Source organism: Enterobacter sp. BIDMC 26 (genome assembly GCF_000534435.1).
In the GTDB taxonomy this organism is placed as follows: domain Bacteria; phylum Pseudomonadota; class Gammaproteobacteria; order Enterobacterales; family Enterobacteriaceae; genus Enterobacter; species Enterobacter ludwigii.
Map to the genome: position 1 here is coordinate 3,682,903 of NZ_KI973182.1, position 13,752 is coordinate 3,696,654.

At 55.5% G+C, this 13,752-nt stretch carries 13 protein-coding genes; 6 read left to right on the forward strand and 7 right to left on the reverse strand.

All coding sequences use genetic code 11. From position 1 onward, the window contains the following. Positions 1-79 precede the first annotated feature (79 nt). Positions 80-742: an HAD family hydrolase gene (locus L462_RS05965; protein WP_014172059.1), complete on the forward strand. Its 663-nt coding sequence runs from the start codon at positions 80-82 to the stop codon at positions 740-742. 45 nt (positions 743-787) lie between these two features. Here L462_RS05965 and L462_RS05960 read toward each other — a convergent pair whose 3' ends face one another. Both L462_RS05960 and L462_RS05955 read right to left on the reverse strand, forming a co-directional pair. Then, on the reverse strand, positions 788-1,816 hold the full coding sequence (locus L462_RS05960) for a TerC/Alx family metal homeostasis membrane protein (protein ID WP_025202820.1): 1,029 nt from the start codon (positions 1,814-1,816) through the stop codon (positions 788-790). A 165-nt stretch (positions 1,817-1,981) separates the two neighbouring features. Next, a complete protein-coding gene (locus L462_RS05955; RefSeq protein ID WP_020884509.1) occupies positions 1,982-2,380 on the reverse strand; it encodes a potassium channel family protein in 399 nt (132 codons plus the stop codon). Between the two features lie 334 nt (positions 2,381-2,714). On the opposite strand from L462_RS05955, the gene L462_RS05950 reads away from it, so the two are divergent. Further along, positions 2,715-4,049, forward strand: a complete 1,335-nt coding sequence (locus L462_RS05950; protein WP_032679163.1) for an MFS transporter — start codon at positions 2,715-2,717, stop codon at positions 4,047-4,049. A gap of 37 nt (positions 4,050-4,086) precedes the next feature. On the opposite strand, the gene L462_RS05945 is transcribed toward L462_RS05950, so the two are convergent. After that, positions 4,087-4,824, reverse strand: a complete 738-nt coding sequence (locus L462_RS05945; protein ID WP_020884507.1) for an IclR family transcriptional regulator — start codon at positions 4,822-4,824, stop codon at positions 4,087-4,089. 169 nt (positions 4,825-4,993) lie between these two features. On the opposite strand from L462_RS05945, the gene L462_RS05940 reads away from it, so the two are divergent. Further along, a complete protein-coding gene (locus L462_RS05940) occupies positions 4,994-5,686 on the forward strand; it encodes an RraA family protein (protein ID WP_025202818.1) in 693 nt (230 codons plus the stop codon). Beyond that, a complete protein-coding gene (locus L462_RS05935; protein WP_025202817.1) occupies positions 5,686-6,624 on the forward strand; it encodes an NAD(P)-dependent oxidoreductase in 939 nt (312 codons plus the stop codon). The genes L462_RS05940 and L462_RS05935 overlap by 1 nt, the downstream gene beginning before the upstream one ends. Positions 6,625-6,656: 32 nt before the next feature. Here L462_RS05935 and L462_RS05930 read toward each other — a convergent pair whose 3' ends face one another. Further along, complete coding sequence (locus L462_RS05930) at positions 6,657-7,853, reverse strand: BaiN/RdsA family NAD(P)/FAD-dependent oxidoreductase (protein ID WP_032679739.1); 1,197 nt, start codon at positions 7,851-7,853, stop codon at positions 6,657-6,659. A gap of 229 nt (positions 7,854-8,082) precedes the next feature. Here L462_RS05930 and pitA point away from each other — a divergent pair, with 229 nt between their 5' ends. Further along, complete coding sequence (gene pitA / locus L462_RS05925) at positions 8,083-9,582, forward strand: inorganic phosphate transporter PitA (RefSeq protein WP_014172068.1); 1,500 nt, start codon at positions 8,083-8,085, stop codon at positions 9,580-9,582. 54 nt (positions 9,583-9,636) lie between these two features. On the opposite strand, the gene uspB is transcribed toward pitA, so the two are convergent. Continuing rightward, the gene (uspB, locus tag L462_RS05920; RefSeq protein WP_003861224.1) at positions 9,637-9,972 is read right to left on the reverse strand and encodes a universal stress protein UspB; all 336 of its coding nucleotides are present in this window, start codon (positions 9,970-9,972) and stop codon (positions 9,637-9,639) included. A 283-nt stretch (positions 9,973-10,255) separates the two neighbouring features. Here uspB and uspA point away from each other — a divergent pair, with 283 nt between their 5' ends. Next, complete coding sequence (uspA, locus tag L462_RS05915; protein ID WP_003861223.1) at positions 10,256-10,693, forward strand: universal stress protein UspA; 438 nt, start codon at positions 10,256-10,258, stop codon at positions 10,691-10,693. A gap of 86 nt (positions 10,694-10,779) precedes the next feature. On the opposite strand, the gene rsmJ is transcribed toward uspA, so the two are convergent. Beyond that, positions 10,780-11,541 carry a 16S rRNA (guanine(1516)-N(2))-methyltransferase RsmJ gene (rsmJ, locus tag L462_RS05910; RefSeq protein WP_032679164.1) on the reverse strand — a complete coding sequence of 254 codons (762 nt, stop codon included), beginning with the start codon at positions 11,539-11,541 and terminating at the stop codon, positions 10,780-10,782. 7 nt (positions 11,542-11,548) lie between these two features. Beyond that, positions 11,549-13,609 (reverse strand): oligopeptidase A, encoded by a 2,061-nt coding sequence (prlC, locus tag L462_RS05905; protein ID WP_032679165.1) that lies wholly within the window; start codon positions 13,607-13,609, stop codon positions 11,549-11,551. Positions 13,610-13,752: the final 143 nt, after the last annotated feature.

Consider the following 13,752-nt stretch of genomic DNA (forward strand, 5'->3'; position numbering starts at 1 on the left):
AATGCTCAAGACAGAAGGACAGACAGGGTAAAGCAGGTAAACTAATCAACAGAATGTGTATTTTAGCTAAGACGTATTTATGACCAATATGATTGCCGACGAGGCCGTGGCCAAATCCAACGTGCTCTCCGTCTTCGACTTTGATGGAACACTGACGCACCACGACAGCTTTATCCCTTTCCTGCGTTTTGCCTTTGGTAAACGTTACTTCGCGGGCCGCCTGGTGCGTATGGCCTTACCCACGCTGCACTGCGTGCGTCGTAAGCTGACGCGCGATGAGCTGAAGGAAGTGCTGATTAAAACGTTCCTGACGGGCGTGGATGAACACTGGCTACGCCAGCAGGCGGAAGCGTTTTGCGAAAAATACTGGGACAAGCTGATGCGCCCTGCCGGCGTACTGGCCGTCGCCGCAGAGGTGAATTCCGGTGCGGAAGTGACCATCTGCTCCGCCTCTCCGGCGCTGGTGCTCCAGCCATGGGCTGACAAGCTGGGGATTAAGCTGATTGGCACACAGCTGGAAGTGAAAGACGGCAAGCTGACCGGGCGTATCACCGGCAACAACTGCCGCTGTGCCCAGAAGGTGGCGAGGCTGGAAAAAGTGTATGGCGATCTGAATAGCTACCACCTGCGCGCGTGGGGCGATACCCGCGGCGACCATGAACTGCTGGCGGCGGCGCAGGATGCACACTGGCGGCACTTCCATCCACCGCGCAAGCGTCGACATTCACCGATTAAGTGTTAGACACTGTCTACCCGAAAACGGCAACCAAAGGTTGCCGTTTTGCTTTTAATGGGCTTCTTTCTTACCCGGGAACATCACGCTGGTGATAATCCCCAGCGCCAGCACGCCAAGCACCACAAACAGGCTTGCCGTGGCACCAATGCTGTAACCGTGGTGCCAGAAGTGATCGGTGGCATTTAATCCGAGCTTGAACGCCACGAAGAACAGCAGCAGCACCACCGCTTTCTCCAGATGCACCAGATACTGCTTCAGCGCTTCCAGCACGAAGTAGAGCGTACGCAAGCCGAGGATGGCGAACATCATTGCGCTGTAAATAATAAGCGGCTCACGGCTGACGGCAATAATGGCCGGCACGGAGTCAAACGCGAACATCACATCAGAGAGTTCCACGACCGCCACGCAAAGCAACAGCGGCGTTGCGTAGCGCTTCGCCTTCTTCACGCGTCCAACCGTTACGTCCTGGTTTTCAGGTTTCTCCAGCTCCGCGTCCACCTCTTTCTGGGTCAGAATAAAGGCATTGCTGCTGATTTTAGGCCAGACAGGATAGAAGCGTTTCACCAGACGGTAAGCCAGATGGCCGGAGTAATCTTCAACCTCGTCACTCTCTTCATTGCGTCTGAGCATCATCACCGCCGTCCAGCCGACGACCAGCGCGAAGATAACCTCGACGTAAGGCCCCAGACTTAACAGGCTGGTACCAATGGCCACAAAGATACCGCGGAAAACAATCGCCCCGAGCACGCCCCAGTAGAGGACACGGTGACGATATTTATCCGGCACGCCGAACCAGGCAAAAATCGCCATCATCACAAACAGGTTATCGACGGAGAGCACCTCTTCCAGCGCGTAACCGGTGAGGAACAGGCTCGCCATCTCTGCGCCGTGGTGAACATACAGGAACCCGGCGAAAGCCATGGCCATCATGACCCAGAAGAGGGACCACATGGCAGCGCTTTTCAGCGAGATCGGTTTATCGTGACGGTGCATAAAGAGGTCGATAAACATCGCCCCGACGGCCATCACTACAAAGACAACAACGGTTTCAGTCGGGAAACCGAGATGAGCAGCAGACATACACAACCCTTTTGGCAGACAAAACACAACACCATGCAAACTGGCGTAAACCAGGAACGGAAAGGGGCAGGCTGTTTACCAGCCTTTAACCCTTAAAGCCGCGGCCTTCCAGGCCCGGCAAAGAGAGGTACTTTACCGCACTCCATGGGGTCGCGCATCTGCCGTTTAGGCGCTCATGCCGCGCAAACGCTGCAGTACGGCCACCAGAACCGCCACTGACCAGCCCACCATCAAGGCGCCGACCAGGCCTTCCACGCCCCCAATCAGCCGCCAGTGCTGAGGCAACGTGACATCGCCGTATCCCACCGTGGCGTAACTGACCAGCGAAAAGTAGAAGCTGGTGTTCCAGTCGTTAAATGCATCAATAACAAAATAAAACCCGGCGAACAGACCGGCTTCAAGAAGATGGGCGAAGATCATGGAGATAACGATCCCGACGTTACGCAAAACCACACGCACCGCAGAGTCGACCTCTAAGTTAATGAATTTTAAAACGCAAAACATCCACAGCGAATGGATGACCACCGTAAGGGTAAGCAAAATAATGATGCTGAGTAGCTGCATGAAAGGTGCTCTGACCGGGAAGAAAAATGACCCCGCGAACGCAGCGGGGCACCTGGAGCTGTCTGGCCTGGTCGAAGCTTAGTGGATCGGAGAAAAAAAGTTGGTGCAATAATTGCGCTGCGTGACTATCACTCTTATAGAGTCTCCTCTTTACGGCTGGTTCGACTGCTGTGAGCGATATATCTGGAGCGCACTATCTGTGAGTCACCTCTTATTTACATCATTTAAACCTTCCATTAACTGGATAAAAAGAACGCGCCGTCGCTATAGTGGTTTTGTTTAATAAAACTCAGTTGTACCTAATAAAACAAAGAACATACCCTGCGAGGACACAATGACAGAACATTTACGTAACGGTGCTACCGCCACCGAGGACATAGAAAGAGAGACGATGCGGAAGGTGATCTGGCGTATTCTCCCGTTTCTGATTGTCAGTTACCTGGTCTCCATTATCGATCGCGGGAATATCGGCATGGCTTCGCTGCAGATGAATGAGGACCTTGGCCTCAGCAAAGCTGCATTTGGCTTCGCCAGCAGTCTTTATTTCGTGGCCTATTTTCTGTTTGAAGTACCCAGCAACCTGGCCATGCAGAAAGTCGGCGCCCGTCTGTGGATCCCGCGCATTATGATCAGTTGGGGCATCGTCTCCATGTGTATGTCCCTGGTGCAGAACACCACGTCGCTCTATATCGTCCGTTTTCTTCTCGGTGCTGCAGAAGCGGGCTTCTTCCCGGGCGTCGTGCTGTATCTGACCTGGTGGATCCCGTCCCGCTACCGCGCACGCATTATTGCGTCCTTTATGGTCGCCATCCCGCTCGCTAACTTCATTGGCTCCCCGCTTTCCGGGTTGATACTGTCACTGGATGGCTGGCTGGGTCTTCGCGGCTGGCATCTGCTGTTCATTATTGAAGGCTTGCCGGCGGTGCTGCTGGGTATTGCAGCCTGGTTTATTCTCCGGGATCGCCCTCATCAGGCGAGCTGGCTTAGCAGTGACCAGAAACAATGGCTGGAAACCACGCTGGAAACCGAGCGCAACCAGCAAAAGAATATCGGACACCAGACCACCTGGCAGTTGCTAAAGCATCGCCAAATCTGGCTGATGGCGCTGATTTACGCGGGTGCATCGTCCGCGGGTACCTCCATCAGCGTCTGGTCTCCTCAACTGCTGAAATCCTTCCATCTCGATAATCTTGAGACAGGTCTGCTTAACGCCATTCCTTACGGTCTGGCATCTGTTCTCATGATTGTATGGGGACGGAATTCCGATCGTACCAACGAACGCCGCTGGCATACCGCACTCACGCTATTCATAATTGCCGCCGGCGTGTTCGCCGCCTTTGTGAGCGTTTCGCTGTCTGCCACGATCGTTATCCTCAGCATTATGCTGATAGGCGCCTATTCAATGAAAGGGCCTTTCTGGGCGCTGGCGTCCGGTTGGATGAGCAGTACCTCAGCGGCGGCGGGACTGGCCGCGATTGGTGCCATCGCAAACCTGATAGGCGGGGCGGTGATGGTAAACGCGTACGGCATTATCAATGAGCGTACGGGCAGCTACACGCTGGCGATGCTTCCTCTGGCCGCGCTGTGCGTGGCCGGGGGGATAGCGGTGCTCATTATGGGCCGACAGGCCCGCAACGCTCAGCTACACGAAAAACAGGTCACGCATTAGCGTTGACAGAAGCGGGACAACTGTCCCGCTTCTGCATTTAAAGATGTTCTTCCGCCGTATCGCTCGTTTCCCCAAAAAACTGCTGACAGAAGAGCTTACTGGCTCCCATTTTCTGCGACAGACGGCTTGCTGCCGCCTTCATCAACTGACCTATCTCCTTCTCACGACGATCTTCCGTCAGCCGTGAGATGGGGCCGGTCAGGGCTAACGCCGCAACCAGCTTGTCGTGAACGCCGAAGACAGGCATCGCAAACGCAGCGGTGTGGGGATCGCGTGCGCCTGACGTGTAGAATGGGAGTTCAGCGTCTCCCTCCGGCAGACTCTCATTGAGCCCCCAATGGCGTAATACCTTACTGATGGCCGAATTATCGAGCGGAAACTGGCTACCGGGAAGATTGCTGTGTCGCAGGCCATGCGACGCTTCAGCGCGAAACAGGCAAAGCCGCTGCCCTCCCTCCAGCACATACCAGCTGGCACTCTCCTGAGACGCCAGGGATAAGGCCTGAAGCTCTGGCTGAACCACTCGGGAAAGATGGAAAGATTGTTCATACAGCTTGCCGAGGTAAAGCAGACGTGGGCCCAGCGCATAATTGCCGTCTTCATGCCTGACGACGTAATTCATCCGTTCAAGAGAATTCATCAAGCGGTAAACCGTGGTTTTGTGATAACCCGATAGCTGTGCCAGCGCGGTCAGCGTCAGGCTCTCATCTCCAGGACGGAAGCAATCCAGTAAAGCCAGCGCTTTTTCAACCGCTACAACGCCTTCATTCCCCATCATTATCTCCTTGTTAGCCCGGCAGTGAGTGTACCTCAAATTTTGTGAGTCACTTCGTGTTTACATCACAAACGCCATCTTGGGTCTGGCTAAAAGGAAAGCAACACCGCTATAGTTGTTTTGCATTGTACACCTGCATTGTACTTAGTAAAACAATATGGAGGCATTCATGTCCGTTACTGAAAAAAAACCGATTAATCGCCAGTTTGATCGCGTTTCTGCCGAGGACGTTCGTCGGGCTGCCGAGTATCAGGCCGCTATTCTGGCCGACGTGGCCGGTCGCCGCGGTACGCTTCATGGCCGCATCAAACCGCTGGCCCCACACATGTCCGTTGCGGGTCCGGCCATCACCGTTGAAGTCCGTCCGGGTGATAATCTGGCGATTCATGCCGCGATGGCGGTGGCGCAGCCCGGCGATGTCCTGATCGTCGATGGCAAAGGCGACCTGAGCTGCGCGCTGCTTGGGGAAATCATGGCCACTCAGGCTCAGGCGAGCGGCATTGCGGGCATTATTATTGACGGCGCTGTACGAGACGCCGATACCTTAAGCAAAGGTCACTACCCTGTCTTTTCTGCCGGTCTGAACCCCTGCGGCCCGACAAAGCTAATTTCTGGTCGGGTTAATCATCCCATTTCAGTCGCCGGGGCGACGGTTCAGGCCGGGGATCTGGTTGTCGCGGATATCGACGGCGTGGTAGTCATCCCGCGCGATGAGGTTCAGGAAGTTATCGCGCTGGCAAAAGGAAAGCTGGAGATGGAGACCCGACGCCTTGCCGCCATCCGTGAAGGCGATTTACGTCCACACTGGCTTGATGACGCGCTGCGTAAGGCAGGTATGTTAGATGACGGGGAGACGCTGTGATGGGGGGCAAAGACGTAGTTCTGGTTACCGGAAGCGACCTGGCGGAGCAGGCCATGGTGATGTTGCAGGGCTTTGAGGTGGTGTTTGCGGGCCGCCAGCCCACAGAAGATGAACTGATCGCGCTGTGTGAACGACACAATCCTGTGGCGATTCTGGTACGTTACGGCAAGATTACCGCGAAAGTCATGGATGCCGCCCCAGCTCTGCAGGTTATTTCCAAGCACGGAAGCGGGATCGATGTGATAGACCAGACGGCAGCGGCCGAGCGCAACATCGCCGTCCGCGCTGCGCCAGGTGCAAACGCGGCGGCAGTGGCTGAACATACCTGGGCGCAGATCCTCGCCTGCGCAAAGTCGGTGGTACCTCTGGACAAGCGCCTGCGAGACGGGCACTGGGATAAGGCAACGCATAAATCCATTGAACTGGAGGGCTTAACATTAGGGCTCATCGGATTGGGTGCTATCGGCTCGCGTGTGGCACATATTGGCCACGCATTCGGCATGAAGGTGCTGGCTTACGATCCCTATGCTAAGTCCATGCCTGCCCTGTGCGAACGCGCAGAAACGCTGAAAGGACTTCTTTCCCGTTCCGATGTCATCTCTTTGCACTGTCCGCTGACCGATGAGAATCGGGGGATGATCAATAGCCAGACGCTCGCACACTGCAAGCGGAACGCAATTCTGGTAAATACGGCACGCGGCGGACTGATCGACGATGAATCGTTACTGGCGGCGCTCAGGGATGGCACGCTGCACAGCGCAGCGCTGGACAGCTTTACCCACGAGCCGCTGACGGCGCCGCACCTCTGGCAGTCCGTAGAAAACGTGGTTATTTCACCGCATATTGGCGGCGTTACCGCAGCGTCATATATCAAGATGGGGACAGTGGCCGCGAGCAATATTCTTGCTGTAACAGACGTAACCACCGTCAGCCCGTAAAACCAACTGTGACGAGTGGCAGTGCTCTTATGTCACTTGTCTTCTGCCAGCGCCTGAGCACACGCCCAGGCACTTGCCCATGCCCACTGGAAATTGTATCCGCCGAGCCAGCCGGTCACATCCATCACCTCACCAATAAAATAGAGCCCCGGCACGTTGCGCGCTTCCATGGTGCGTGAGGAGAGTTCATTCGTGTCGACCCCGCCAAGCGTCACTTCCGCCGTGCGGTAGCCTTCGGTGCCGTTGGGCTGCACCCGCCAGGCTGTCAGCGTCTCAACCAGCACCGCCTGTTCGCGGCTGTTAAGCTGCTTGAGCGACACATCGGGGATCTGCCCCAGCACCTGCAAACATTCCACCAGACGTTTTGGCAACTGCATGGCCAGCGTGTTTTTCAGGCTTTGATTCGGGTGCGCCGCGCGTTGCTCGTTGAGGAAAGCCTCCAGGTCGCAATCGGGTAGCAGGTTAACCGTGACAAACTCCCCCGGCTGCCAGTAGCTGGAGATTTGCAGTACCGCCGGGCCGGAAAGACCACGGTGGGTAAACAGCAGGTTTTCACGGAACACCGTACCGTCTTCAGCCGTAATGACCGACGGAACCGAGACGCCAGAAAGCGTCTGGAGCTGTTCCAGCAGGGGCTTATGCAGGGTGAACGGTACCAGCCCCGCACGGGTGGGCAGCACGTTCAGGCCAAACTGTTCGGCAACCTTGTAGCCGAATGGTGAAGCACCGAGCCCCGGCATGGAGAGGCCACCGCTGGCAATCACCAGGTTATCGGCGCTGACGCTTTCCCCGTTTAACTGCAGCGTGTAGCCCTGCTCATCGCGGGACACCTCCAGCACTTCCGTGCGCAGGCGCATCACCACGCCGCCCTTCTCGCACTCGGCCACCAGCATATCGACAATCTGCTGGGCGGAGTCATCACAGAACAGCTGGCCCAGCGTCTTCTCATGCCATGCGATACCGTGCTTACCCACCAGGTCGATAAAGTCCCACTGGGTGTAACGCGCCAGGGCCGATTTGCAAAAATGACGGTTCTGGCTCAGATAAGCTGCGGGTTCGACATAGAGATTTGTAAAGTTGCAGCGCCCGCCACCGGACATCAGAATTTTACGTCCTGGCTTTTTACCGTTATCCAGCAACAGCACGCGACGACCCGCCTGTCCGGCCATCGCCGCACAAAACATACCCGCCGCACCGGCGCCAATTACCACGGCATCAAACCTTTCCACGTCAAAATCCTCTTCGTTAACTGCCGCGGATTGTAAAGTTTCCTCTGTGGTCACACCAGCGTAATTAACCGAGATATCAGTCATATACTTGAAATATAAAATATATTTCTTTACCTAACGCCAACAAAGCCGAAGTTATATCAAAAAAAAGCTATATTTCACTTTGCCCGCCGCGCATTTGTCCTGGATAATGCGCCGCGTTCATGTCCTCAAAATGGCGTAACGTCCTATGCTACATTTGTTTGCTGGCCTGGATTTACATACCGGGCTTTTATTATTGCTTGCTCTGGTTTTTGTACTGTTTTACGAAGCGATCAACGGCTTCCACGACACTGCAAACGCAGTAGCAACGGTTATCTACACTCGCGCAATGCGATCGCAGCTCGCGGTTGTTATGGCGGCGGTATTTAACTTTTTTGGTGTTCTTCTGGGTGGACTGAGCGTTGCATATGCGATCGTGCATATGTTGCCAACGGATCTGCTTCTCAACGTTAGTTCTGGCCATGGCCTCGCTATGGTGTTCTCAATGCTGCTTGCTGCAATTATCTGGAACCTCGGTACCTGGTATTTCGGCCTGCCTGCATCCAGTTCTCACACCCTCATCGGCGCGATTATCGGTATTGGGTTAACGAATGCCCTCATGACCGGTACCTCGGTTGTTGATGCGTTAAACATCCCGAAAGTGCTGGGAATTTTCGCCTCACTGATTGTCTCCCCTATCGTGGGTCTGGTGGTCGCAGGCGGATTGATTTTCATCCTGCGTCGTTACTGGAGCAATACGAAAAAACGCTCCCGTATTCACCTGACACCGGCAGAGCGTGAGAAGAAAGACGGCAAGAAAAAGCCGCCATTCTGGACGCGGATTGCCCTGATCCTTTCCGCTATCGGCGTTGCCTTCTCTCACGGCGCGAACGACGGTCAGAAAGGCATTGGTCTGGTAATGCTGGTACTGATTGGCGTCGCACCGGCGGGATTCGTGGTTAACATGAACGCCTCCGGTTACGAAATCACCCGTACCCGTGATGCGGTGAACAACGTTGAAATCTACTTCCAGCAACACCCTGAGCTGCTGAAGAAGGCAACCGGCGTTGACCAGTTGATCCCTTCTCCTGAAGCAGGCGCTACCACTGCGCCGGGCGAATTCCACTGCCATCCGGCAAACGCGATTAACGCGCTGGAACGCGCCAAAGGCATGCTGGGTAATATCGAAAGCTACGACAAACTGTCCGTTGAGCAACGTGGTCAACTGCGTCGCATTATGCTGTGCATCTCTGATGTCACGGATAAAGTGGCGAAGTTGCCAGAAGTGAATGCTGACGACCAGCGTCTGCTGAAGAAACTGAAAGGCGATATGCTCAATACTATTGAGTACGCGCCAATCTGGATCATCATGGCTGTCGCACTGGCTCTCGGTATCGGTACGATGATTGGCTGGCGTCGTGTGGCGACCACCATCGGCGAGAAGATCGGTAAGAAAGGCATGACGTATGCGCAGGGTATGTCCGCGCAGATGACGGCGGCGGTTTCAATCGGTCTGGCGAGCTATACCGGTATGCCAGTTTCGACCACCCACGTACTCTCCTCTTCCGTGGCAGGGACCATGATTGTTGACGGCGGCGGTCTGCAACGCAAAACCGTGACCAACATTCTGATGGCCTGGGTATTTACCCTTCCGGCCTCTATCCTGCTGTCGGGTGGGTTGTACTGGATTTCGCTGAAGCTTATCTAATCGGCAGAACGCGATAAAAAAGCGGGTCAGGAAACTGACCCGCTTTTTTTATGCTCAGTGCCAAATCATCAAGGCAATCATGCTGACCACAACCAGACCACACAGGGCGCTGGTTAAAATGAACTGACGGCGAAGACGCTCGCAACGGCGAATAAACTCTTCATCGTGGTGATCGCGATAGCGCTGGTAATAGATATACCCTACCAGACGCATCTGCTTGCTGGGCTGTCCGTGCGAGGTGAAGAACCCTCCACCGTCCACATACTGATAAAGCAACGGATCGCAACCACGAAGTACCACTAACAGCGCACGTAACGATGAGAAGTAGCGCGCCATATTCACTATGCAAACCACGCATAACGCCCAAAACAATGCGACGGTGCTAATCATACATCCTCCCCGGCGTACGCCCACGAAGCAAGGCCTCTGAGCTACCGCACTCCAGTGCCCTGACAGACAGTTCAGTGAAAGAATGAACAAAAGTCGATCCGGTTCGCGTTTTAATATCCGAACGGCTCATTAAATAGTGTAGGAGATCCGTTAATTTTTTTGCCACAAGGTTAATCGTTATCAACACCAAAGCTTGAAAAATATGTTTTACTGGGCCGTAATGAAAGCATCAGACGACGGCTTTTCCATTTAGTCATCGATAACTTAAGGAAGGAGTAACACTATGGCTTACAAACACATTCTCATCGCGGTAGACCTCTCTCCGGAGAGTAAAGTGCTGGTTGATAAAGCGGTATCCATGGCACGCCCTTACAACGCGAAAGTTTCTCTTATCCACGTTGATGTGAATTACTCCGACCTCTATACCGGTCTGATTGACGTCAATCTCGGTGATATGCAGAAACGCATCTCTGAAGAGACACACCACGCCCTGAGCGAACTGTCCACCAACGCGGGCTACCCTATCACCGAAACCTTAAGCGGCAGCGGCGATCTGGGTCAGGTGCTGGTTGATGCGATTAAGAAATACGATATGGATCTGGTCGTTTGTGGTCACCACCAGGACTTCTGGAGCAAGCTGATGTCTTCCGCGCGTCAGCTGATTAACACCGTTCATGTGGATATGCTGATTGTTCCACTGCGGGACGAAGAAGACGAGTAAGTCTGCTTTCCCTCTCCCAAAGGGAGAGGGAACCGTTCGAGCCTCTTTCCAGCGCGGGTTGGGGTGACGGCATCAAACCGCACACCCTAACCTTCCTGTTCCGGCGTCCCCGAATAAATATCAAACCGGTGCCCTTTGGTAACCACCGCATTGGCCGTGGCCACGTCCGCCAGCGGCGGCGCATAGTCCGGACGTTTCACCACCACGCGCTTCGTGGCTAGCTGACGAGCAGGTGTCAGCAAACCATCCGCGTCTAAATCCGGCCCGACCAGCGACTGGAACACCCGCATCTCTTTCTTCACCAGCGCGCTTTTCTGCTTATGCGGGAACATCGGGTCGAGGTAGACCACCTGCGGACGCGGAGTGATATCGGTCAGGGCCGTCAGGCTGGAGGCGTGAATCAACTGCAAGCGTGCCTGCAGCCACGGTCCAATCTCCGGGTCGGCATAGCCGCGCGTCAGCCCGTCGTCGAGCAGCGCGGCCACGACCGGATTGCGCTCCAGCATCCGCACGTGACACCCTACCGAGGCCAGCACAAACGCATCGCGCCCTAAACCCGCCGTGGCATCCACCACGTCAGGAAGATAGCTTCCTTTGACGCCAACCGCTTTGGCAACCGCTTCACCGCGACCGCCGCCGAACTTGCGCCGGTGCGCCATGGCGCCCCCCACAAAATCGACAAATATCCCGCCGAGCCTGGGTTCGTCACGCTTACGTAATTCCAGATGCGCCGGCGTCATCACCAGCGCCATCAGGTTTTCATCATCATGCTCCAGCCCCCAGCGGGCGGCCAGAACAGATAAGGCGCCGTCTCCGGCGCCTGTTTCATCGACTAAACAGATCTTCACGTAACGGTTAGCCTTTAATCCCGTAGTGCTCAAGCATCGCATCCAGCTGCGGCTCGCGGCCACGGAAGCGTTTGAACAGCACCATTGGCTCTTCAGAACCGCCGCGCGTCAGGATGTTATCAAGGAACGACTGGCCGGTTTCACGGTTGAAAATGCCCTCTTCTTCAAAGCGAGAGAACGCATCCGCCGCCAGTACGTCGGCCCACAGGTAGCTGTAATAGCCTGCCGCATAGCCGCCCGCGAAGATATGGCTGAACGCGTGCGGGAAGCGGCCCCAGGTTGGGCCAGGAATAACGGCGACCTGCTTTTTGATCTCGGCCAGCGTCTCGAGGATTTTCGCCCCCTGCTCCGGACTAAACTCGGCGTGCAGACGGAAGTCGAACAGGCCGAACTCCAGCTGGCGCAGGATAAACATCGCCGCCTGGTAGTTTTTCGCCGCCAGCATTTTATCCAGCAGTTCTTTCGGCAGCGGTTCGCCGGTTTCGTAGTGGCCGGAGATGAACGCCAGCGCGTCCGGCTCCCAGCACCAGTTTTCCATAAACTGGCTTGGCAGTTCGACCGCATCCCATGGCACACCGCTGATACCGGCAACGCCTGCGGTTTCGATACGGGTCAGCATATGGTGCAGGCCGTGGCCGAACTCGTGGAACAGGGTAATCACTTCGTCATGGGTAAACAGCGCAGGCTTGCCATTCACCGGACGGTTGAAGTTACAGGTCAGGTACGCCACCGGCTTCTGCAGGGAGCCGTCCGCTTTACGCATCTGCCCGACGCAATCATCCATCCATGCACCGCCGCGTTTGTTCTCGCGAGCATACAGATCCAGGTAGAAGCTCCCGCGCAGCTCGTTCTTCTCGTCATACAGTTCGAAGAAGCGCACGTCCGGATGCCAGACGTCGATGTCGGTACGTTCTTTGGCGGTGATCCCGTAAATGCGTTTAACCACTTCAAACAGACCGTTAACGGCTTTGTTTTCCGGGAAGTAAGGACGCAGTTGCTCATCGCTGATGCTGTAAAGGTGCTGTTTCTGTTTTTCACTGTACCAGGCGATATCCCACGGCTGCAGCTCGTCGACACCGTATTCCGCTTTCGCGAAGGCGCGCAGCTGTGCCAGCTCTTTCTCGCCCTGCGGACGCGCACGTTTCGCCAGGTCAGTCAGGAAATCGAGGACCTGCTGTGGATTTTCCGCCATTTTGGTGGCGAGGGATTTGGAAGCGTAGCTCTCAAAGCCCAGCAGCTGTGCCAGCTCGTGACGCAGCGCGAGGATTTCAGCCATCACCGGGCTGTTATCCCACTTACCGGCATTCGGGCCCTGATCGGAGGCGCGGGTGCTGTACGCACGGTACATCTCCTCGCGCAGCGCCTGATTGTCGCAGTAGGTCATGACCGGCAGGTAGCTCGGGATGTCCAGGGTTAAGAGGAAGCCTTCCTGCTCTTTCGCTTCGGCCTGCGCTTTCGCTTCGGCCTGCGCTTTCGCCGCCGCCAGCGCGCTTTCCGGCATACCGGCCAGCTCGGCTTCGTCGGTAATCAGCTTCGTCCAGCCCATGGTCGCGTCCAGCACGTTGTTGCTGTACTGGTTGCCCAGCTCAGACAGACGGGCCGCAATTTCACCGTAACGGGTCTGTTTCTCTTTCGGCAAACCAATACCGGAGAGTTCGAAATCACGCAGAGCGTTATCGACCGATTTTTTCTGCGCGGTATTGAGTTCGGCATAGTGGTCGCCATCGCGCAGGTCGCGATAGGCTTTGTACAGCCCCTCGTGTTGACCAACCCAAGTGCTGTACTCAGAGAGCAACGGGAGGGTTTGTTCATACGCTTCACGGAGTTCCGGGCTGTTTTTCACTGAATTCAGATGGCTTACCGGGGAGAAGAGGCGTCCCAGCACGTCATCCACTTCGGCCAGCGGCTGACACAGATTTTCCCAGGTGTACGGCGCGCCCTGCGCCACCACGCTTTCTACAGCCGCACGGCAGTTGTCCAGCGCCTGTGTTACGGCTGGAACCACATGCTCAGGGCGGATTTTAGAAAACGGTGGCAACGAAAAAGGCGTCAGTAATGGATTGGTCATAAACGCTGTCCTGTTGAATAAGATGAATGAAGCGCGCATCCGGCGCTGTGCATATGCGATCTAGAATGGGGATAAGTGTAGAGGATTTCAATGCCAGACGTTGCGCTTTCGCGGCAGGATAAACTTTTCTGTATACTGTGGCG